Raw genomic sequence first — 21,825 nt, forward strand, 5'->3', positions numbered from 1 at the left:
GCCTGCAATATCCTTCACCCAGAACAGTAATTTTTTTTTACTATTTAAGTTACAGGCGTAATTTTTTTGCGCTTTTCTTTCTATTACACATAATGAGTCTAATGCGACATAAAAACTCCCATTTTCTTCTTCAACTAACCTGCCCCTTTAGTTGAATAAGGATTTTAACTATTTTATATAATCAACATCTAAGCTGATTTATCGGTATACGCAATCCATTAATTAATTTCATTTGAATACCTTACTTGTTTTGCATATTCCCCAAATACTTTCACGTTATTTACACCAGGTTCCTTGGGAATAATAATATTTACAAATATTGGGTCAGAAATAAAACTATCGCCACCTGATAATTCCGGACCACCTATACCTATCTCCCAATCTAATTCACCATTTTTCATCTTTATAAATCCGATGTTTAAATGTTCATTTTCTTTACTCTTATAAACAACCACAATATAATTACCTTTTATGTCATAGTCAATAACACTTTCATAATCCCTATTTTCGCTGTTCTCAAGAATTTTCACGATTTGATCCTCCAGCAAAATTTCTCTTGAACAACCCAACAAAAAAATTATAAGTATTAATGCAAAAGCAATATTTATTCCCTTTGTACTATTTACACTTAACCCCTCACTCCCTTATAAAAAAAACAAATATATCTCAACGTTTTACTCTCTAATTCAAATATATATTCCTAAATCTTTTGTAAGGTTTTTTTATAAAAAATACCCTCCTTATTTCAGTAAATATCTTTCGTTATTTAATATTCAACAACACCCAGGTAATTCCTCTTTCCACTAGCCTACCGATAGCTTAATAAGAAAAAGCGTCTCCACTATTGTAGAAACGCACCCTATAGTTTCAGTACATTACTTCACAATCCATCTTCAAAAAAGGAGTTATTACAACAACTCAACTAAAGATAGCCCTCGACAGTTATATAAGAAAAAGCTGTCTATAGGGAAACAGTTTGTAACCTCTTATTTATTATCCAATCCCCTTTAATACAGTTTCATTTTGTTTCTGAGATATGCCAACACACACCAGATGGATCAATTAAATGAATCTCACGTTTTCCCCAAGGATATAGTGTGGGTTCCTTTACCTTAATAGGATATTTGGCAAGAAGACTTTTTTGAATATGCGTCCACCAACCATCTAGATCTGCTACAAGCAATTCAACCATATAATTCCCCTGAAATTCTTCGTTGTGAAAGTTTTGAAGGAAAAATTCTTGCTTCGCCATTCGAAAGATACTTAATCCCTCGTCGGAATACAATTTTTCAAAACCTAGATCTTCAAAAAAACTTTGTGCCAGGTGATAATCTTCACCTGAGGGAATAAATGGACGTAGATTTATTAATTCCATAACTTGCACCTCTATTATGTATTTTTATATTTTAACATTGTAGTTTTAATAAGTTAACTTGCCCGGTAGTGGAGCAAGAAAAAGGAGCCGCAACTACGACATCTTGTTTCGCTCAAGCACCCGTTTATTCAACAAAATATGAATAATTTACAACCCGTTATTCCTCCCATAGCTCGACCAGTCGACCTTCAGGAATCTTTAATCCAAATAATGCTTAATCGTCTCGTTTATATTATGTACTTGGAAATTTAACATCACTTGTTGTTCTGTTGGAAAATAACTGTCATTCTCGGTAAAGAAAGAAAAGATAGTCTCATTTCCTAATTGGGGTTTAATCAGTGTCCCATTCCAATTTTTCATTTCAATCTTCAACACTTCACTGTACCATTTTTTTATAACTTCAAGATTCTTAGTTCTCCAAAATATTCCTCCGAAACCTTTTATCATCGTATCTAACTCCTGCCTGTCTTTGTTTTTTAAATTTTCGGATTAGTTCCTCTTCAACTAAACTGTCCGTTAGTTTAAGTTCGATTCTTCACAATCTACATAGTTATCCAAACAAAATTTGGGTAACTATATTAAGCATCGCCCCTTATAGTTTTAAAGTATTTATGTTCATTTTTTTACAATGTAATGTATTTCAACAAATTGATTAAATGTTCTAGTTCCTTTTAGATATAGGTCTAGCTGATAATCGCCAACTTTAAATAAAGGAATTCCATCTCCAATAATAGATGGAGCAATTGTCAAAACCAGTTCATCCACTAACTTTTCTTTTAAAAACGTATGTAATAAGTCTCCACCACCAACTATCCAAATATTTTTTCCTTCTTCTTTTTTTAAGTTATTAGTAAAGGTAACAATGTCTTCATTTACAAATTTAACATCATTGGTATCTTCTAATTGAGATCGAGAAAATACGTAACAATCTTTATTTTTATATGGGAATTGACCTTTTTCCTGTTTCATTATCCAATCATATGTTCTTTTGCCAATTAAGATTGTGTCAATCGTTTCAAAAAATTCCGTATATCCATTATCCCCTTCGCCCTCAATCTTAAATAACCAATCTAATGAATCTCCTTTTGTTGCAATATACCCATCCAGACTTTGAGCAATAAACAATACAATATTCCGTTGATCCTTCATAACACGCCTCCTATTTACTGTACTTACAAGATATACTATTCTTTTTAATCTAACATTAAATTACACTTTTATTGAACTAAACTGCCCCTTTAGCTTAATAACTTCAACAAAAAAAGCGTTAATCCTTCTTTGATTAATGCACCCGCTTAATGAAGAAGGATTAACGCTTATTCATCAATCGTGCCGATTATGGAACAGCCTAGGTTTATGATTCCACTAAAGCTCACTTAGTTAATTTTAGTTCAAATCCACTCCTAGAAAGACTGAAAAACCGGACATTGTACCCGTGTTCATTCGTATTAATCTACCTTTAAAATAATTTTTCCGATGTTTTTGTTGTTCTCCATATGTTCATGTGCTTGTTGGATTTGATTAAAAGGAAAAACTTGATCAACAGTCGGACGAAGCTTGTTATTGTCAAAAAGATCTAGGGCTTTGGCGGAAAATTCAGTTGTCAGTGCTGCCTTGTATTCATCGCTTATTGGTGTAAGCAATGTGCCAGTCAGCTGAATACGTTTTGACATTAAATCCATTAAATTAACGTTTTCTATATTTGCTCCTCCTAAAATACCAATTAACACCCAACGTCCATCTACTTTGATGCTCGAAAGATTCTTACTCCAATAGGATGCACCAATAAAATCAAGAATCAAATCAACCGCTTGATTTTTGGTGATATTTAATATTTTCTCATCAAAGTTCTGTTTCTTATAGTTTATACAAACATCCGCCCCTAATGACCGGCAAATATCAAGCTTCTCTTCCGATCCGGCTGTCGTTATGACATTCGCTTGACCGATTTGCTTCGCAAGTTGAATCCTGCAGTTCCGACCCCACTTCCACCAGCATGGATCAGTACGGTTTCATCTGTACGTAATTGCCCTATCCAAAATAATGTTTGATAGGCGGTTAAAAACACTTCAGGTATAGCAGCAGCTTCCTCAAATGAGAGCTGTTCGGGAATCACCATCGCTCTGTCAGCCGGCATTACAACGTATTCGGCATAACCGCCACCATTCACAAGCCCCATAACGCGCGTACCAACCTCGCTTTCTGAACCTGTGCCTACTTTTTTTCCTAACCTTACCTTATTACGGGTGGTGACAGCTTCACGTATACCAGGACCAATTTCGTGCGAGGATAAATCAGATAGTAATGTGTATTTAGTACATAGTGTTGTTTGTTATGAGATCATTGGTGATATTTCAATAAACTCTCACCAAAAAAAGCTCGCAAACCTTTTCGTACCAAGGTTTGCGAGCTTAACTATTCTTTCTAACTTCTAAATTTATTTTAAAGATACCGGTGGTCGGGGTCGAACACATCCTTCTCAACGGTACACTATCATGAAATGATCATTAATAACCATTCAAGTATTTGCGTGGTGTTCCCAGTTTTTCCAGTGTACATAAACGAGGATAACATGAATCATTTTGAACATAAATAGATGCATCAAGAAGCCACGGAACATGTTTAAAAAGTGCATAATCACTTTTTATAATGAGAGAAAGCATTTCTGGAAGCATGGAATGAATCGTCTGAAAGCGCTGTTCAGCAATATCCTCGGTTATTTCTTCTCCGCCTACATTAATTTTTACGGAAAGCACATATTCACCAAGCTTTGGCATCCATTCAGCCGTAAGCATATCTTCATTATTGGCTACTTTATGATCAGCGGTACTAATGGTTAAAACTGGTGTTGAATGTGAGTTCGAATTTGATAATGTATATTTTCGACTATCGACAGGTCCATAGGAGGTTGCAGGCGGAATGACCATTACAGTAAAGTGATTGGATTGCAGCTTTATCATCAAGCAGCTCCCCTTTTTATTGTTTACTTTATAGTATGACACATGCCTAGTAGTGGTGAAAGATTATGCCATCAATGCAACCAATAAAGCTTTTTGCACATGCAAGCGGTTTTCAGCTTCTTCAAATACAAGGGACCGTGGTCCATCAATGACCTCAGCCGTTACCTCTTCACCGCGTTTTGCCGGGAGACAATGAAGGAATATAGCGTCTTTGTCAGCATAAGCCATGAGCTCGGCATTCACTTGATATGGTGCAAAAGCTTTTAGTCTAACTTCCGTTTCGTCTTCCCAGCCCATACTTGTCCAAACATCTGTATAAACCGCATCAGCTTCTGCTACTGCCGCTTGTGGGTCATGTGTTACTTCAATTGTTGCACCAGTCATCTTAGCAAACTCCTTCGCCTGATCAAATATCTCCTGTTTAGGTTCATAGCCTATTGGAACGGCAACGGTACAATCCACGCCTGTTTTAGCACAACCAATCATTAATGAATGAGCTACATTATTGCCATCCCCTACATAGGCTAACTTTTTGCCTTTAAGGCTTCCCTTCACTTCATATAAGGTTAGTAAATCTGCCAGTGCTTGACATGGATGATAATCATCTGTTAGAGCATTAATAACCGGTACATCAGAATTATTTGCTAACTCTTTAACCGATTCATGCTCGTGTGCACGAATCATAATTCCATCTACATAACGTGACAATACTTTGGCCGTATCTGGGACAGTTTCTCCTCTGCCAAGTTGAATATCCGCTCTACTTAGAAATAAAGCATGACCACCAAGTTGCTGCATGCCTACCTCAAAGGAAACGCGTGTTCTTGTAGAAGATTTCTCAAAAATCATCGCCAACGTTTTCCCTTGTAAATAATGATGGACCGTTCCTTCTTTTTGCATTTTTTTTAACTCAATCGCTTTATCAAGAAGGTACATGATTTCGTCAGTAGTATACTCTGATAAAGTTAGCAAATTTCTTCCCTTAAGATTGTTCATGACTGTATTCATCAAATCACCTTTTCCTTTCCCGTCGAACCTTTTAGCCACTCCTGCATCGATAACGGTTTAACAACTTCATGTTTGTGGGCAGCTATATATGTTTCAAGTGTTTCCATTTCTGTAATAACTATAAATTGTGCTGCTGATGCAGCCATTCTTTTTTGCTTTGATTCTTCGGTATCACCATTACTAAACAGGATGGAACTACTTCCATTCTTTAGCCATTCCGCAAATGTCCATTGATCGTTTGCAATTGAAATTCCTTTACTCACAAAAATACTCTTTAAAGCTGGAAGATCTTTTTCAGACACGTCAACATATATTTCCAAATCTTGTTTGAAGTTAATTCTGTCATTCCATTTCACCGCTTTAGCTAATGCTTCATCAAAGTTGCTGCCAAACGCGATGAGTTCCCCAGTTGATTTCATATCAGGTGTTAAGAGAGGATCTATCCCTTCTAATTTCCCGGTTGAAAAGATTGGATTCTTAATCGCGTAATACGATTGTTTTGTGTTCGGCTTCAGGTCAACATAAACTCCTGTTAAGATGTTTACGCACATTTCAATTAAATTGTTTCCAGTAATTTTACTAATAATTGGAACAGTTCTTGATGCACGTGGATTTACTTCCAATACATAAACAATATCGTTATAAATCACAAATTGGACATTAAATATACCTTTAAAACCAAGGTTTTGAGTTATTTTTTCCGAGTAATTAAAGGCAGTTTTTTGATGGTGCAGGGAAACTGTTACCGGCGGGGTAACCGCCATGCTATCTCCTGAATGTACACCCGCTTTCTCAATATGCTCAAAAAACCCGGGTACGAAAATATTCTTTCCATCTGAAAGAACATCTATTTCCATCTCAGTTCCTTTAAAATAGGCGTCAATTAGAACTGGATAAGTAATTTTATCCAAACTTTTATCTAAAGCCTTTATATCTTCGATAATGAGCATTCCTTGACCGCCAATTACATATGAGGGTCTTAATAAGAGTGGAAAACCGATTTCTGCGATTTTTTCTTTCAACTCCGATTCACAGGAAGCTGTTATACCAGGAATATGCGGGATATTTAACTCTTTTAATAGCGAGTAAAAACGGTCCCGATCTTCAAACACATCGATATGATCTTGACTAATTGAGAGTAAAGGAATCCCATTTTCCTCTAACTCTTTTGCTAAGTTAATGGCTGTCTGTCCGCCAAATTGAACGATGACACCCTCTGGTTTTTCATATTCCAATACATTTAATACATCTTCTGCTCGAAGTGGTTCAAAATACAAGCGGTCTGCAACTTGAAAATCAGTGCTGACTGTCCCGGGGTTATTGTTAATTAAAATCGTTTCATACCCCGCTTTTTTTAAAGCAAGAACACTATGAACTGTACAATAATCAAACTCAATTCCCTGACCAATTCTTACTGGACCAGAACCGATAATCGCCATTTTTTTCTTCTTACTTTTAGGGAAAAAGTCTCCTTGCCCTTTCCATGTCGAGTAAAAATACGGAGCCGTTGCCGGAAATTCTCCTGCACATGAATCAACCATATTATAAACAGGACTAATTTGTTCTTCCTTTAATATTTCTCTTATTTTCTTCAAATCTGTTTTCCATATTTTCGCTAACCATTGATCAGAAAAACCATTTGTTTTAAGCTTTAGTAAAAAATCTCGGCTAACATTATCGATTTTTTCTTTCCTTGCTTGTTCTTCTAAATCAATGAGTAAAACAAGAGTTTCGAGGAAAAACAATTGGATTTTTGTAGCTTCATGAATGTCTTGAATAGATATTCCTCTTCTAATCAACTCAAGGATAGCAAAGAAACGCAAATCATCAGGTAATGTAACAGACTGCCATAGTTGCTCGTCACTGTATGAGGCTATTTGCGGTAACTCTAGGCCGCATGTATTAATCTCTAGTGATCTAATAGCTTTTTGAAGAGCTGCAGGCAAATGGCGTTCAATGGCCATTATTTCGCCCGTTGCCTTCATTTGTGTGCCAAGTTTACGATCTGCATCTGGAAATTTATCAAATGGCCAACGGGGCATCTTGACTACTGTATAATCAACAACTGGTTCTATACTTGCAACAGTTATTCCAGTTACTGGATTGATTAATTCATGCAACTGATAGCCAAGGCTTAATTTTGCGGCCATTCTCGCAATCGGGTAGCCTGTTGCTTTAGAGGCAAGTGCAGAAGAACGGCTTAATCTTGGATTTACCTCAATTAAATAATATTGATTACTATCCGGGTCTTGAGCATATTGGATGTTACATCCGCCAACAATTTTTAATGAGCGAATAATTTTAACAGCAGATGTATAAAGAGTTTCATATTCTTTGTCCGTTAACGTTTGTTGGGGTGCAACAACGATTGAATCGCCAGTATGGACGCCGACGGGATCAAAGTTCTCCATACTGCAAATGGCGATACAAGTATCGTTATCATCGCGGATCATTTCAAATTCTAATTCTTTAAAGCCCGCTATACTCTTTTCTATCAAGCACTGGGTGATCGGACTTGCCTCCAACCCTTTCTTTACAACAGATACGAGCGCTTCTTCTGTTGATACGATTCCTCCACCTCCACCACCGAGTGTGTAGGCAGGTCTGATAATAACCGGGTATCCTGTTTTATTAGCAAATTCTACAGCTTCACCGACTGAATGAATAATCTCGCTATCAGGCACAGGCTCATTGATTTCATGCATTAAAGCCCTAAATGCTTCACGATCTTCACCTTGGATAATCGAGTTAACAGTTGTTCCAAGCACTTGTACGCCATACTGGTCAAGTACACCTAACTCATACAATTGCACAGTTAAATTGAGGCCAGTTTGACCGCCTAGCGTCCCCAATATTCCATCTGGTCGCTCTTTCTTGATAATTTCTGTAAGACTATCCGTTGTCAAAGGCTCAAAATAAACAATATCGGCAAATTGTTCATCTGTCATAATCGTTGCAGGATTATTGTTAACAAGGACAACTTCAATGCCTTCTTCTTTCAAAGCTAAGCAACCTTGAGTGCCCGCATAATCGAATTCCGCCGCCTGGCCGATAATAATCGGCCCCGATCCAATAACCAAGACTTTCTTTATGTCATTTCTCTTAGGCATAAATATTTTCTCCTTTGTATTGCTGCAACTGATGTGAAAAAGAGTCATTAATTAAAAGTTCAAGTTTGGTATTCTTTCCATCAGGATGAAACTGGTACGTAGTAATCGGATAGTTTTCATGAATTAGCCCTTCAATAGACCCATCCTGTACAGCCGTAAATGATGGTTTAAACCCACTATCTTTAAGGCCATATTTGGCAATGGCATATCCATGATTTTGATTAGTCATATATACTAACTTCGTTGCATGATGAATGACCGGATGTTTAAAACATCTATGTCCCCATTTCATCTTCGCTATGTTAGCCCCAAAAGCCGATGCAAGAATTTGATGACCTAATCCAAATCCCAATGTCGGATATGCTTTTGCTACTTCGCTATACTCGTTGAAATAGCTTTTCCAGTGCAAAGGATTACCTGATCCACCAGAAAACACAAGACCATCAGGGTTGATTTTTCTAATAGTAGCGGCAGTAGTTTCTCCGGGAACAATTGTAAGTTTGTAATTAAATTGCACAAGCCAGCGTATTAATGAATTTTTTACTCCAAAATCAATGACAACTAGATGCTTTTTTCCGGTTGGATTAATGATTTGTTTTTGTAAATGTTCGCTCTTATTTTTTTTATCTGAAATATTTACATAGTTTAATTGATTTGTAGACATACATGCTGGCATTTCGCCTGTTTTTAACAGCTGCTTAATGATCGTTCTCGTATCCATTCCTGTCAAAACTGGAATATTATTTTTTTGGAAAGTAGTCATTAGTTTTGATTCGGCATTTGCTGGATTAATCCATTCTTGTTGTGTTATAAGCCCGGCCAGTTGAAAATCCTTACTTTCAAATTTATTCTCATCAATCTGACAGTTTAAAACTCCAGGGTATGTCGCTAAAATGATTTTGTCTTTAACGACTGGGTCCGTCAGAAATTCTAAGAAATTACTCATTCCTGTATAAAATATTAATTCACCTGAACATTCATTTATATGACCGTGCCAATGGCCGGTATATACTGAGCCATTAGCAAGTTTTAAGGTACCTTCCATTATGCACCTCTCCAATTCCGCATTTTTATTTTTATTTATGAATTTTTATACATTGAAGTTAAAAAAATATTAACATGTGGCCTTTTTACTTTCAAGCAATGTTGTACTGATTTTTTCAATTGCAACATCCATTTCCTCATATGTAACTGTTAACGGTGGAAGTAGTCTCATAACATTGGGCCCGGCAGAAAGAACGATCAACCCATTTTCTCTTAATAAACTAAGCAAGGGTCCTACTTCTTCGGAAAATTCTAGGCCAAACATGAGACCTTTGTAACGAATGCTTACTAAGCTCTTTAAACTAGAAAGCTGTTCAGATAGCTTTTCAAACAAATAATTTCCTTTATTATTCACTTCACTCAAAAATTCTTTCTCAAAGACGGTATCCAATGTTGCCTTTGCCGCTGACATTGCCAGTGGATTTCCGCCAAATGTGGAACCATGGCTGCCAGGGTTAAACGCAGTTTTTAGTTGTTCTTTGCCAATCATAGCGCCTGTCGGGAAACCATTTCCCAGTCCTTTGGCAGATGTAATAATATCAGGAGAAATTTCATAATGCTGATAGGCGAATGGTTTGCCAGTTCTGCCAATTCCAGTTTGCACTTCATCTACAATTAATAAAGCCCCGTGTTTTTGGCACAGATTTTCAAGTTCTAATAAAAAGGACTCTTCGGCTGGAAAAACGCCGCCCTCACCTTGAATAATTTCAAGCATCACCGCTGCAGTCTCATCGTCTATTTCGTTTGTTAAAGCTTCAATATCATTGAATGGGAGATGGATAAACGTTTCAAGCATCGGTCCGAAACCTTGTTTGACTTTATCCTGACCCGTGGCAGCCATCGTTCCAAGTGTGCGCCCGTGAAATGATTGATGGAAAGTAATAATTTTTGATTTCCCAGTATATTTACGTGCTAGTTTAATAGCCGCTTCATTCGCTTCTGCTCCGCTATTACAGAAAAAAACCGAGCTTCCATTTGAAAATTCTGTTAGTTTTTCGGCTACTTGTTCTTGTAAGGAGCTTTTAAATAAATTTGATGTATGCCATAATTTCTGCATCTGGTTTGAAACTGATTCAATGACAGATGGGTGGCAATGACCTAGATTACATACGCCAATTCCAGAAGTAAAATCAAGATAAGCTTTTCCGGTAGAATCAATAACATGGGTACCGCTTCCGGATTCAATCTCTATATCCCATCTTGCATAGTTTTCAAATAAACAGGTCATTATTTCACTGCCTCCATTTCTCTTTGGATCGTTGTCCCATTAATTTTTGAACCATCAAGCAAATGTGTTTGACCGCTGACGATCATTACCTCATTCATTCCACCTTCTAAACTATGGATGGCAGCCATTACTTTTGGAATCATCCCACCTGAAATGGTTCCATCGTCTATTAAAGACATGATTTCAATCGTCGTTGCCTGTTCAATAATTTTGCTGTCTTTAAAAACACCCGGTACATCCGTTACGAATAAAAGCTTTTCTGCTTTTACGGCAACTGCTACGGCAGCCGCAGCTGTGTCTGCATTAATATTATAATAATCTTCGCTATCGGAACTCATGGCTATTGGCGAAATAACTGGGACTAATCCAATAGAAATTAAGTTAAATAGCAAGTCTTGATTCACGTGGGTGATTTCACCTACTAAACCTAAGTTTTCTAAGTCTTTTGCCTTTGCATACATTAATCCGCCATCCGAACCTGTAATGCCAATAGAAGTAATTCCGTGTTTCTGCAACTGTCTAACTAGTTTGTTAGTCATCGTCCCAGAAAGGACCATTTCTACTACATTCATTACGTCATCTGTAGTTTTTCTTAATCCGTTCACAAATTCTGACTCAATACTCAAGTCCTCAAGGAGCTGATTAATTGCAGGTCCGCCTCCATGGACGATAATTGGTTTATATCCATTGTTTTGCATCTCCCTTATCCCTTCGTAAAAATCCTTTGATAGGGAGTCAATCATACTGCCGCCACATTTAATGACAACAATTCCATCCATGTGTTTAACCCTCCTTATGTTCTGTAGCTGGCATTAATACGGACATAGTCATACGTTAAATCGCAGCCCCAAGCTTTTCCAGATCCATCCCCGATATTTAAATGGATGTTTATTTCTACCTTCTCATTGTTTAAATAAGAACTAAGGTTTTCTTCCACGTAATTTGTAGGCTGACTGCCCACTAAAAGCGGATGTGGGCCAATCGTAATATCTATTGTCTCAGGGTCGAGTGTCATCCCACTCCTTCCTATAGCCATCATGACCCTCCCCCAGTTCGGATCAGAACCAAACACCATTGTTTTCACAAGATCAGAACCTACTACTGTTTTAGCCACTTTCCCGGCTTCTTCATCTGTGGCGGCCCCCTGCACATTAACTTCTATAAGTTTAGTAGCACCTTCACCATCGCGAGCAATCATCATTGCAAGGTCTTGGCAAACTTGTTTCAACAACTGGATGAATGCTTCCCAGTCCTCATGTGCTGGAGATAGAGCATTATTGGAAGCTAATCCACTTGCCATCACAATCACCATGTCGTTCGTTGATGTATCTCCATCAACTGTAATACGATTAAAAGTTTCATTCGTCACTTCTTTTAGTGCCACTTGTAAATATTCGTGAGGAATATGAGCGTCTGTTGTAATAAACCCAAGCATGGTTGCCATATTCGGGGCAATCATGCCAGAACCTTTGGCTGATCCTGCCATGGTTATTTTTTTACTATCAATAGTCGTTTCAAAGCAAGTCGTTTTCATACATGTATCCGTCGTTAAAATGGCTTCATTAAATTGATTGGCGGCTTGACTGCTTTTCTGTGGGACAAGCTTGCCGATCCCAGGGAGAATTTTATCCATCGGCATTTTTTCACCGATCACTCCTGTAGAAGCTACTCCTACATAGTTGTTTTTTATTGAAAATAAATCCGCAACGGCATCTCTCATTAAATAAGCATCGATTAGTCCTTGGTCGCCTGTGCACGCATTTGCATTTCCACTATTGATGACAACTGCTTGGAGCTTTCCTTCCTCTGCCAGACTTTGCTTCGTAACCTTTAGAGGAGCTGCAATGATTTGATTCAATGTATAGACAGCTGCAGAATCAGCAGGCACATCGCAATAAACCACTCCTAAATCATTGCGTTTCCGCTTTACCTTCGTATGAAGACCGGCTGTTGAAAAGCCGAGCGGTGTTACAATGCTTCCTTCTTCTACTTTTAATATTTGCTGTTTACTTTTTGTTTGCATTTTTTTCACTCCTCTTATGTTGCTATGGATAAACAGGGCTAAAATTTAACCCTGTGGTTTCATCAAAACCAAACATAATATTGGCATTTTGAATCGCTTGACCCGCAGCACCTTTCATTAAATTATCAATAACAGATACAATCGTTGCTCTCTTTGTCCGTTCATCAAACGCGACTCCGATATCGCAGTAGTTGGAAGCGGCGACCTCTTTAGTTGCTGGAAAATTTCCTTTACCCCTTACCCTGACAAACGGTTCATCACGATAGTATTCTGCATATAAGTTCCATAAATCATTTTCCGTTATGTTTGTTTTAATCGATCCGTAAATGGTTGCCATGATTCCTCTAGTCATCGGTACAAGATGAGTTTGGAATGTGATTGGTGAGGAATAGCCCATGATCTTAAGCATTTGTTCAATTTCTGGTATATGTTGGTGCTCGTTTACTTTATATATTTTTAAATTTTCATTGAGTTCACTATAAATGGTGCTTAGACTAGGTGACTGGCCAGCACCGGACACACCCGACTTTGCATCTACGATGATGGAACCTTCCACAAGGAGTTCCTCTTTAATCAGGGGGGCTAAACCAAGCAATGTAGCAGTTGGATAACATCCTGGATTCGAGATAAACCTTGCTCCTTTTATACTCGCTCGATTAAGTTCGGGGAGGGAGTATACCGCTTTTTCAATCCATTCCTCTGGCCCTGCCTTTTTATGATACCAATCTTCATAGTCAGCGCTATTCTTTAACCGGAAGTCACCTGATAAATCAACCACCGCACATCCTTCATCCAATATTTGCGGCGCCAGCTTTGAAGCAATACCTGAAGGAACAGCTAAAAAAATAACATCCATTTCTTTGGCCATTTGAACAGGATTGATTTCCTCCAAAACTTGCGGAAAGTTTTCTGTCAAATGCGGATAATGATTCTGTATGGCCTCCCCTTGTTGTGACGAGGTATACAAGGCGCCAATTTGAAATTCCGGATGCGAATGTAAAATTCGCAGCAACTCTGCGCCTCCGTAGCCAGTCGCTCCAACAATACCTGCTTTCATTTTTTTCACTCCTATATTGCATAATCTAAGTGTAGATTTTTTACCGAGAATAAAAAATACTACGAATTTGCATAACAAACAGAATATTTTTTGATGTTTCCTATTATACGTTGAATAAAAATAAATACAATAGTATATTTATACTTTTTTGAAATAAAAAAAGAAAGCCTTCTAATCTTGAAGGCTTTCCATTAAAGCAATTACTTTTCTTCGTTGTCTTCATTTATTTTCAAGTTTCTAACTAATTCTTTAGCCTTACCGCTAACAGCTTCGTCCATTACAAATGAACCATTAGAATATCGATCATTGAACCTCAATTCCGAAGTGTTAATCTGTTCCTCTTGTCCTTTTTCGCTAATTAAGGACAATTCTGTTCGTTTATCAACGATTTTCATTCCAATTATTCGATGAGCATTATTTTTTAGTTCCCTCAACATGACGATTCCACGATTTGTTCTGCTTCCTTTTTCGAACTCAGAAAGCTTCATCTTCTTGACAGCACCTCGCTGGGTAGCAATGAATACACTAACCTCAGCATCCGAAGAAAAGACTTCACCGTTAACTACATAATCATCTTCTTTTAAATTTATGGCTTTAACGCCTGCTGCTCTTATACCTACAGGACCAATCTCATCCTCCGAATACCAAAGACCGTAGCCAGAATGGGTTGCAATAAATATATCTTTATTGCCGTCCGTGAGGTGAACATCTACAACTTCATCATCATTTTTCAAATTAATCCCTACTAATGGTCGAGAATAACGCTGTGCTTTATATAAATTCAATACACTTTTTTTCACCATGCCATTTTTAGTGAAAAACAGCAAAAATACATCGGGCACAAATTCTTTTATTGGTATAGCTTTAATAATTTCCTCATCCCGCGCAATCGGCATGACAGACGCAACATGTTGGCCAAGATCCTTCCAACGAATATCGGGTAGTTCATGCACAGGGAAGAATAAATAATTGCCTTTACTTGTAAATAACAATAAAGTATCGGTTGTATTTATTTCTGCCAAAAGTAAAAGTCGGTCTGATTCTTTCATCGCCAAATCTTGCCCATTTGAAGCAGAGTAGGAACGTATGCTTGTTCGTTTAAAGTATCCTTCTTTTGTTACCGTTGCAATTACATCTTCGCTTGGAATCATAACTTCCAGGTTGATCTTTATTTCCGATATTTTTTCCTCAATCACAGTACGCCGAGCATCTGCATATTTTTTCTTGATTTCTTTCAGTTCTTTCTTGATTACCCCGAGAAGATTTTTCTCACTTTCAAGAATGGATGTCAATTTTTTAATTTCATCTAAAAGCTCATCGGCTTCTGTTTGCAATGCAGTGATATCGGTATTTGTCAGCCTATAAAGCTGGAGAGATACGATTGCTTCTGCTTGTTTTTCAGTAAAGCTATATGTGGTAATGAGGTTGTCTTTGGCATCCCGCTTATCTTTGGAAGCTCTAATGATTGCAATTACTTCATCTAAGATGGAGAGAGCTTTCATTAACCCTTCTACGATATGGTGTCTTTCCTCTGCTCTGTGAAGGTCATATTTAGAACGATTCGTGACAACTTCTTTTTGATGCTCAATGTAAGCGTCAAGGAGGCTTAGCAGACCCATAAGTTTTGGTCGGCGATTTTCAATTGCAACCATATTAAAGTTATAAGTAACCTGAAGATCACTATTTTTAAATAAATAGTTAAGAACGCCTTCCGCGTCGGCCTCTTTCTTTAATTCAACAACAATCCGCATACCGGTTCTGTCAGTTTCATCTCGTACTTCTGCCATACCTTCTAGTTTTCGATCAAGCCGGAATTCGTCCATTTTTTTTACGAGATTGGCTTTATTAACATCATAAGGAATTTCAGTAATGACGATTTGCTGGCGTCCGCCGCGCATTGTTTCAATCTCCGTTTTTCCCCTGACGATAATTCTGCCTTTGCCAGTTTCATAGGCTTTTCTTATTCCATCAACGCCTTGAATAATACCGCCTGTAGGAAAGTCTGGTCCTTTTAATACGGTCATCGCATTTTCTACTGTGCAATGGGGTTTTTCTATACGCATAATTACAGCATCAATCACTTCGCCGAGGTGGTGCGGAGGGATATCGGTAGCGTATCCAGCAGAAATCCCGGTAGAACCATTCACAAGTAAGTTAGGAAATCTAGCTGGAAGTACGATTGGTTCAGAAGATGTGTCATCAAAGTTTGGCACAAAGTCAACCGTTCTTTTATCAATGTCCCTTAATAGCTCGGAAGCCACTTGTGAGAGACGCGCTTCCGTATAACGCATCGCAGCAGCCGGATCTCCATCCACGCTTCCATTGTTTCCATGCATTTCAATGAGCATTTGCCGAACTTTCCAAGGTTGGCTCATTCTTACCATCGCATCATATACGGATGTATCTCCGTGAGGATGGTAATTACCAATTACATTACCAACCGTTTTTGCTGATTTTCTAAAACCTTTTTCCGCTGTATTGCCTTCCATATGCATAGCATACAAGATTCGTCGCTGAACTGGCTTTAATCCATCTCTGGCATCAGGTAAAGCCCGTTCTTGAATAATATATTTACTATAGCGGCCGAAACGGTCCCCAATTACATCTTCTAAAGGCAGATCTTGAAATTTTTCTTCGATGCTCATGAGAACTGATCTCCCCCTTGCGTTGTCAAGTTTTCATTTTCTAATATATTGCGATCTTCTTCCATACCAAACTGAACATTATTTTCAATCCATTTTCTGCGGGGCTCTACTTTATCTCCCATTAAAGTTGTTACTCTTTTTTCGGCTCTTGCCGCATCATCAAGGAGTACACGAATTAACGTGCGCGTTTCCGGATTCATTGTTGTTTCCCAGAGCTGGTCGGCATTCATTTCACCCAGACCTTTATAGCGCTGAAGCATATAGCCTTTTCCGACTTTTTTAGTTACTCCGTCCAGTTCTTCATCTGTCCAAGCGTATTCAATCACTTCTTTTTTCCCGCTTCCTTTACTCACCTTATAAAGCGGGGGCAGTGCAATATAAATTTTCCCTGCTTCAAGCAATGGTTTCATATAACGGTAGAAGAAGGTTAGAAGCAAGACTTGGATATGGGCACCGTCTGTATCAGCATCTGTCATAATCACAATTTTTTCATAGTTTACATCATCTAAATTGAAATCGGCTCCAACGCCGGCACCAATCGTATGAATAATCGTGTTGATTTCTTCGTTTTTGAAAATATCCTGAAGTTTTGCCTTTTCGGTATTTATAACTTTTCCGCGAAGAGGAAGCACGGCTTGGAACCGTCGATCGCGTCCTTGTTTAGCAGATCCACCGGCAGAATCACCTTCCACTAGATACAATTCATTTTTTAAAGGGTTTCTAGATTGGGCTGGCGTAAGTTTTCCTGATAAAAGCGCATCCGTTTTCCGCCGTTTTTTCCCACTTCTCGCCTCTTCTCGTGCTTTCCGTGCTGCTTCTCTAGCCTGTGCAGCTTTTACTGCTTTTTTGGCTAGTAAGGAGCTGACATCGTGATTTTCCGCTAGAAAATAAGCTAAATGCTCTGAAATTACTGTATCAACTGCGGACCTTGCCTCAGCTGTACCAAGCTTGCCTTTTGTTTGGCCTTCGAATTGGAGTAAATTTTCGGGTATCCTAACCGACACAATCGCAGCAAGACCCTCTCTAATATCAGATCCTTCAAGATTTTTATCTTTTTCCTTCAATAACCCTGTTTTACGCGCGTATTCATTGAAAATGCGCGTCATTGCCGTTCTAGTACCAACTTCATGTGTTCCGCCATCCTTTGTCCGCACATTATTGACAAAGGACAACATGTTTTCTGAATAACCATCATTAAATTGAAAGGCAAATTCTACTTCAATTTCATTTGCCTCTCCTTCAAATGATGCAACTGGATGGAGAACATCCTTTTCACCGTTTAAATATTCCACAAAAGCTTCTATTCCATTTTCATAATGAAAAACTTCGCGCTCATCATGGCGCAAGTCAATAATTTCAATTTTTAATCCCTTCATTAGAAATGCAGATTCACGCAGTCTTTCACTTAGAGATTCATAATTGTAAACAAGAGCACTAAAAATGGCCGGATCCGGTTTAAAATGGATCGTTGTCCCCGTTTGTTTAGTCGTTCCAATTTTTTCTAGCGTTGTCTTTGGTTTTCCGCCATGATGAAACTTCTGTTCATAGACGAATCCACCTCGTTTAATTGTCACAACTAACCATTCGGAGAGCGCGTTAACGACTGATGCGCCAACTCCGTGTAGCCCACCACTCGTTTTATAGCCCCCTTGGCCAAATTTACCGCCTGCATGCAAAACAGTCAGGATTACTTCCGCTGTAGGTCTACCTGTCTGGTGCATTCCAGTTGGCATTCCTCTACCTTTATCTTCAACGCTGACACTATTATCTTTATGGAGCTTCACAATGATTTCATTGCCATGCCCTGCCAAAGCTTCATCTACTGAATTGTCGACGATTTCGTAGACAAGATGATGCAAGCCCCGTGAATCCGTAGATCCGATATACATACCAGGCCGCTTTCTAACTGCCTCAAGGCCTTCGAGCACCTGGATTGATTCATCATTATATTCAAAGTTATTTATAGTTTTGGCCACTCATATTCCCCTTTCACTAAAGGCCGATTCGCCCTTCAAACAAACAACTGTTCGTAACTTTATCATAGCAAAACATTGCACGTATGTCTTATTTTATATCCGTTATGCCAGATTTGGCAAATTGCCATTAATTATTCCATTCACTTTTATATTTTTTTGGGGCCAAAAAAAGCAAGCGCAGCATTGCGCTTGCAGACTCGTTTATTTTGTTAATGCATGCTCTACCTTAATGCAACGGTCCATAATGACTGTATAGCCCTTTTCTTTTAAAAAGTCATATGCTTCCTCGTTTTCTACCCCTAACTGAGCCCAAAATACATCTGAATCGATTTCTGAGAATTCTTTGGCGATTTCTGGCAAGAATTCCGAACGTCTGAATACGTTCACAATATCAACATGCCCTTTAATGTCTTTTAATGAAGCTACAGCCTTTATTCCAAATACTTCGTCAACGAGCGGATTTACCGGAATAATTTCATATCCTGCATTTTTCATAGCCTCCGACACCATGTATGAAGTTCGATCTGGATTAGCACTTAAGCCTACAACTGCAATTCTCTTCGCTTTTTTCAAAATTTGTCCTATTTCTTCACGACTTGGATTCTCAATTGGCACAATAGATTCCTCCCCAAAAACCTTAAAGTATTAATATAATCGTAATGCAGGAATTGAAATGTTGCAAGCAATGGAGTTTACGAATCGTTAAATTGATCGAGAATTTGTTTTTTCAATTACAGATTCTTCATGGTACAATAAGGCAAGATTAGACAAAGGAGCAATGCATATGCAATACGCACTCATACTCATAGCAGCTTATTTATTAGGATCCATCCCTTCTGGATTAATTGTAGGAAAATTATTTTATGGAAAAGATATAAGACAACATGGAAGTGGGAATTTAGGTGGGACGAATACCTTTCGGACTTTAGGGATAAAAGCTGGTATTGCTGTTACACTTGCAGACATTTTAAAAGGTACTTTGGCGGTATATCTTCCCGTTATTTTCGGTTTAGAAATGCATCAACTGCTTCCTGGAATTATTGCGGTTATAGGACATATGTTTCCGATATTTGCTGGATTTAGAGGTGGAAAAGCTGTAGCTACATCGGGCGGCATTCTTTTAGGCTACGCCCCTCTTCTATTTTTATTAGTCGTCCTTGTGTTCTTTTTAAGCTTGAAAATATCAAAGTATGTATCTTTATCGTCAATGATAGCCGGAGTTTTTGCAGTAATCTATAGTCTATTTTTAAAAGATCTACCACTAATTATTGTTGTTACTTCTCTTGTTTTGTTCGTTATTATTCGACATAAAGCTAACTTGAGTCGTATCCGGAATAAAACTGAACCAAAGGTAAAGTGGATTTAAGCAGTTGGAATAAAAATCTTTTTAAACGCTGACAAGGAGCTTATTAGATTTCTAAGAGCTTCTTTTTATTTTCTTTATTTGTCCATTCTGAATTTTCTTGACAATCTATATACAATATATATACTCAAAGTAAAGACAAAGGAATCATGTCGAAAGTCGGTGGAAAGGTAGTAAAATTTTATAGTAACGATTTTAAAAACAAAAAACGGAAAGAATGAAGAGCATATGAAACCAAACAAACCAAGCTTTGCAATCATCGCTATTTTACTTTTATTAGCTGGCATTGGAGTATTAATCACACATCAAAAGAAAATATCGACAACTCCCAATGTATCCCCTATTATGTACCATCAAAAAAAACTTTTAATTGAGCCAAAACATTACGAGTCGGAGGTAGTCATTGGAGGGATCGGCGATATTTTAATTCATGATTGGGTATACGAAGATGCTAAAACAAAGAATGGCTATGATTTTAATCCGATGTTTGAGCCAGTCCGTTCCATGCTTCAAAAACCGGATTTTTTGATCGCAAACCAAGAATCTGTTCCTGGTGGAACCGAAATTGGAATTTCCAATTACCCTTCGTTTAATAGCCCTCATGAAATTGTCGATGCATTAATGGAAGCTGGAGTAGATATGGTAACGACAGCAAACAACCATGCACTTGACAGAGGTGAAAAAGCTATTTTGAGTGCGATTTCATACTATGAAAAGAAACATTTACCTTATGCGGGGACATATAAAAGCCCGCAAGATAAAGAAAATATGCGCATCATTTCTATAAATGGGATTAGGATGGCGGTGCTGCCTTACGCAACGCATACAAACGGAATTCCGATTCCAGAAGGAAAAGATTATCTTGTAAATATGCTTGATAAGGATAAAGTGCTAGCGGATATTCAACAAGCGAAAACGAAAGCCGATTTCATTATCTTGGCTTTACATTGGGGGGATGAATATCAGCGCAAGCCAAATGAAACGCAAAAGCAGCTAGCCCATGAATTTATTAAGGCGGGAGCGGACCTCATTTTAGGTCATCACCCCCATGTGCTTCAGCCGATGGAATGGATAGAAAAATCAGATGGACAAAAGGGGTTAGTCGTTTACTCTCTTGGCAATTTTTTGTCGGGCCAATTATGGGATTATAAAGATATCGGTGGAATGGTTGAAGTAACTGTAAAAAAAGAATATAAAGACGAAGAATCTAACACTTTCATTCAAAAAGCCAGCTTGCATCCTACGTTTACTGCTAGCAAGCAGTTTCGAACATATCGGGTTTATCCTCTTGATGAAGCAAAAGAAAAAGGATTAACTACACATAGCAGTAAAGAAATTCAAGAATTCTTTGAATCAAAACGATAACAAACAGAGCTGCACCGACGTGAAATTGGTGCAGCTCTTTGTTAAATTATTTTTTATAATCATAAAGGGGACCATCACTTTGATCATCATAATCAACGAATAAGTTATGCCCATTAAAATACCATAAATCCCTTTCCTCGATAAAATAATTAATGCCATTTTGCTTGTGTAATACGCCAATATCGAATGGCTCTTCTTTGTACACTCCGAGAGAAAACCCTGCTTGTATTGGACTGGCTCCACCGTATCGTACATAAAAACGAATATAATCGCCTTCTTGTAACAGCATCTCCGTTTGAAACCACTTCGCAGCCCTATCGGTTATTTGTATTTGCATATTGTTTCCCCCTATTTTTTACTGATTTAATGAAGAAAATGATTGCAGCTGCTTAAGCATACCTTCTTTTTCTAAAATCTCTTGCTGTTTCTCCCCTAACAAATCAAAATGAGAGTAGCCATCTTTTCTGTGATGAATCCATTCTTTCTTGAGACCGTATTGTTTTCCCCAGTCGATAAGTTTTTGTATATCATTACACCCTACTTTAGTCACCGTTTTGATACCCGGAAAGCGATTATCAAGCCAATAATGAGTAATGAAAGCAATATCTCCATGATCAATCGATTGCTTCCATTGCACTAAATCAGCTCTTTTAATTCCAAATGCCATTTTG

18 protein-coding genes and 2 pseudogenes are annotated in these 21,825 nt (G+C 38.0%); 2 read left to right on the forward strand and 18 right to left on the reverse strand.

The features are described 5' to 3' along the window. Nucleotides 1-218: 218 nt before the first annotated feature. The 16 genes and pseudogenes from KHA88_RS05130 to KHA88_RS05205 form a co-directional block, all read right to left on the reverse strand. Nucleotides 219-530, reverse strand: a complete 312-nt coding sequence (locus KHA88_RS05130; protein WP_213121475.1) for a hypothetical protein — start codon at nt 528-530, stop codon at nt 219-221. Between the two features lie 488 nt (nt 531-1,018). Beyond that, complete coding sequence (locus KHA88_RS05135) at nt 1,019-1,375, reverse strand: VOC family protein (RefSeq protein WP_213096868.1); 357 nt, start codon at nt 1,373-1,375, stop codon at nt 1,019-1,021. Between the two features lie 210 nt (nt 1,376-1,585). Continuing rightward, nucleotides 1,586-1,822 (reverse strand): annotated as a pseudogene (locus tag KHA88_RS05140) (VOC family protein); the annotation flags it as partial. A gap of 168 nt (nt 1,823-1,990) precedes the next feature. Then, nucleotides 1,991-2,524 (reverse strand): dihydrofolate reductase family protein, encoded by a 534-nt coding sequence (locus KHA88_RS05145; RefSeq protein WP_213121476.1) that lies wholly within the window; start codon nt 2,522-2,524, stop codon nt 1,991-1,993. 299 nt (nt 2,525-2,823) lie between these two features. Next, nucleotides 2,824-3,581 (reverse strand): annotated as a pseudogene (locus KHA88_RS05150) (NAD(P)H-quinone oxidoreductase); the annotation flags it as partial. A gap of 301 nt (nt 3,582-3,882) precedes the next feature. Then, a complete protein-coding gene (locus tag KHA88_RS05155) occupies nt 3,883-4,335 on the reverse strand; it encodes a staygreen family protein (RefSeq protein ID WP_213121477.1) in 453 nt (150 codons plus the stop codon). 63 nt (nt 4,336-4,398) lie between these two features. Further along, complete coding sequence (argF, locus tag KHA88_RS05160; RefSeq protein ID WP_213121478.1) at nt 4,399-5,343, reverse strand: ornithine carbamoyltransferase; 945 nt, start codon at nt 5,341-5,343, stop codon at nt 4,399-4,401. Continuing rightward, nucleotides 5,343-8,453, reverse strand: a complete 3,111-nt coding sequence (carB, locus tag KHA88_RS05165) for a carbamoyl-phosphate synthase (glutamine-hydrolyzing) large subunit (protein ID WP_213121479.1) — start codon at nt 8,451-8,453, stop codon at nt 5,343-5,345. Before carB ends, argF begins: the two co-directional genes overlap by 1 nt. Further along, on the reverse strand, nt 8,446-9,498 hold the full coding sequence (locus tag KHA88_RS05170) for a carbamoyl phosphate synthase small subunit (protein ID WP_213107067.1): 1,053 nt from the start codon (nt 9,496-9,498) through the stop codon (nt 8,446-8,448). The genes carB and KHA88_RS05170 overlap by 8 nt, the downstream gene beginning before the upstream one ends. Nucleotides 9,499-9,567: 69 nt before the next feature. Beyond that, nucleotides 9,568-10,725 carry an acetylornithine transaminase gene (gene argD / locus KHA88_RS05175; protein WP_249312908.1) on the reverse strand — a complete coding sequence of 386 codons (1,158 nt, stop codon included), beginning with the start codon at nt 10,723-10,725 and terminating at the stop codon, nt 9,568-9,570. After that, entirely contained in the window at nt 10,725-11,504 is a 780-nt protein-coding gene (gene argB, locus KHA88_RS05180) for an acetylglutamate kinase (protein ID WP_213121480.1), read from the reverse strand. The genes argD and argB overlap by 1 nt, the downstream gene beginning before the upstream one ends. Before the next feature lie 14 nt (nt 11,505-11,518). Continuing rightward, the gene (gene argJ, locus KHA88_RS05185) at nt 11,519-12,748 is read right to left on the reverse strand and encodes a bifunctional glutamate N-acetyltransferase/amino-acid acetyltransferase ArgJ (protein ID WP_213121481.1); all 1,230 of its coding nucleotides are present in this window, start codon (nt 12,746-12,748) and stop codon (nt 11,519-11,521) included. Between the two features lie 22 nt (nt 12,749-12,770). Further along, nucleotides 12,771-13,805 carry an N-acetyl-gamma-glutamyl-phosphate reductase gene (gene argC, locus KHA88_RS05190; RefSeq protein ID WP_213121482.1) on the reverse strand — a complete coding sequence of 345 codons (1,035 nt, stop codon included), beginning with the start codon at nt 13,803-13,805 and terminating at the stop codon, nt 12,771-12,773. Between the two features lie 200 nt (nt 13,806-14,005). Further along, nucleotides 14,006-16,450, reverse strand: coding sequence for a DNA topoisomerase IV subunit A (gene parC / locus KHA88_RS05195; protein ID WP_213121483.1), 2,445 nt, complete (start codon nt 16,448-16,450; stop codon nt 14,006-14,008). Next, nucleotides 16,447-18,426 (reverse strand): DNA topoisomerase IV subunit B, encoded by a 1,980-nt coding sequence (gene parE, locus KHA88_RS05200; protein WP_346729157.1) that lies wholly within the window; start codon nt 18,424-18,426, stop codon nt 16,447-16,449. The genes parC and parE overlap by 4 nt, the downstream gene beginning before the upstream one ends. A 201-nt stretch (nt 18,427-18,627) precedes the next feature. Further along, on the reverse strand, nt 18,628-19,041 hold the full coding sequence (locus KHA88_RS05205; protein WP_213096841.1) for a CoA-binding protein: 414 nt from the start codon (nt 19,039-19,041) through the stop codon (nt 18,628-18,630). A gap of 169 nt (nt 19,042-19,210) precedes the next feature. On the opposite strand from KHA88_RS05205, the gene plsY reads away from it, so the two are divergent. Beyond that, on the forward strand, nt 19,211-19,792 hold the full coding sequence (gene plsY, locus KHA88_RS05210; RefSeq protein WP_213121484.1) for a glycerol-3-phosphate 1-O-acyltransferase PlsY: 582 nt from the start codon (nt 19,211-19,213) through the stop codon (nt 19,790-19,792). Between the two features lie 225 nt (nt 19,793-20,017). Then, complete coding sequence (locus tag KHA88_RS05215) at nt 20,018-21,154, forward strand: CapA family protein (RefSeq protein ID WP_213121485.1); 1,137 nt, start codon at nt 20,018-20,020, stop codon at nt 21,152-21,154. A 46-nt stretch (nt 21,155-21,200) separates the two neighbouring features. Here KHA88_RS05215 and KHA88_RS05220 read toward each other — a convergent pair whose 3' ends face one another. Continuing rightward, nucleotides 21,201-21,491 carry a HesB/YadR/YfhF family protein gene (locus KHA88_RS05220; RefSeq protein ID WP_213121486.1) on the reverse strand — a complete coding sequence of 97 codons (291 nt, stop codon included), beginning with the start codon at nt 21,489-21,491 and terminating at the stop codon, nt 21,201-21,203. Nucleotides 21,492-21,509: 18 nt separating this feature from the next. Then, nucleotides 21,510-21,821: a hypothetical protein gene (locus KHA88_RS05225; protein WP_213121487.1), complete on the reverse strand. Its 312-nt coding sequence runs from the start codon at nt 21,819-21,821 to the stop codon at nt 21,510-21,512. Nucleotides 21,822-21,825 lie beyond the last annotated feature (4 nt).

Origin of the sequence: Lederbergia citrea (assembly GCF_018343525.1) — a bacterium.
Lineage (GTDB): Bacteria > Bacillota > Bacilli > Bacillales > Bacillaceae_C > Lederbergia > Lederbergia citrea.

Bases quoted from the DNA above. Each gene is read 5' to 3' on its own strand.
- KHA88_RS05135 (WP_213096868.1), bottom strand. From the start codon at position 1,375: ATGGAATTAATAAATCTACGTCCATTTATTCCCTCAGGTGAAGATTAT.
- KHA88_RS05145 (WP_213121476.1), bottom strand. From the start codon at position 2,524: ATGAAGGATCAACGGAATATTGTATTGTTTATTGCTCAAAGTCTGGAT.
- KHA88_RS05155 (WP_213121477.1), bottom strand. From the start codon at position 4,335: ATGATAAAGCTGCAATCCAATCACTTTACTGTAATGGTCATTCCGCCT.
- argF (WP_213121478.1), bottom strand. From the start codon at position 5,343: ATGAATACAGTCATGAACAATCTTAAGGGAAGAAATTTGCTAACTTTA.
- carB (WP_213121479.1), bottom strand. From the start codon at position 8,453: ATGCCTAAGAGAAATGACATAAAGAAAGTCTTGGTTATTGGATCGGGG.
- KHA88_RS05170 (WP_213107067.1), bottom strand. From the start codon at position 9,498: ATGGAAGGTACCTTAAAACTTGCTAATGGCTCAGTATATACCGGCCAT.
- argD (WP_249312908.1), bottom strand. From the start codon at position 10,725: ATGACCTGTTTATTTGAAAACTATGCAAGATGGGATATAGAGATTGAA.
- argB (WP_213121480.1), bottom strand. From the start codon at position 11,504: ATGGATGGAATTGTTGTCATTAAATGTGGCGGCAGTATGATTGACTCC.
- argJ (WP_213121481.1), bottom strand. From the start codon at position 12,748: ATGCAAACAAAAAGTAAACAGCAAATATTAAAAGTAGAAGAAGGAAGC.
- argC (WP_213121482.1), bottom strand. From the start codon at position 13,805: ATGAAAGCAGGTATTGTTGGAGCGACTGGCTACGGAGGCGCAGAGTTG.
- parC (WP_213121483.1), bottom strand. From the start codon at position 16,450: ATGAGCATCGAAGAAAAATTTCAAGATCTGCCTTTAGAAGATGTAATT.
- plsY (WP_213121484.1), top strand. From the start codon at position 19,211: ATGCAATACGCACTCATACTCATAGCAGCTTATTTATTAGGATCCATC.
- KHA88_RS05215 (WP_213121485.1), top strand. From the start codon at position 20,018: ATGAAACCAAACAAACCAAGCTTTGCAATCATCGCTATTTTACTTTTA.
- KHA88_RS05220 (WP_213121486.1), bottom strand. From the start codon at position 21,491: ATGCAAATACAAATAACCGATAGGGCTGCGAAGTGGTTTCAAACGGAG.
- KHA88_RS05225 (WP_213121487.1), bottom strand. From the start codon at position 21,821: ATGGCATTTGGAATTAAAAGAGCTGATTTAGTGCAATGGAAGCAATCG.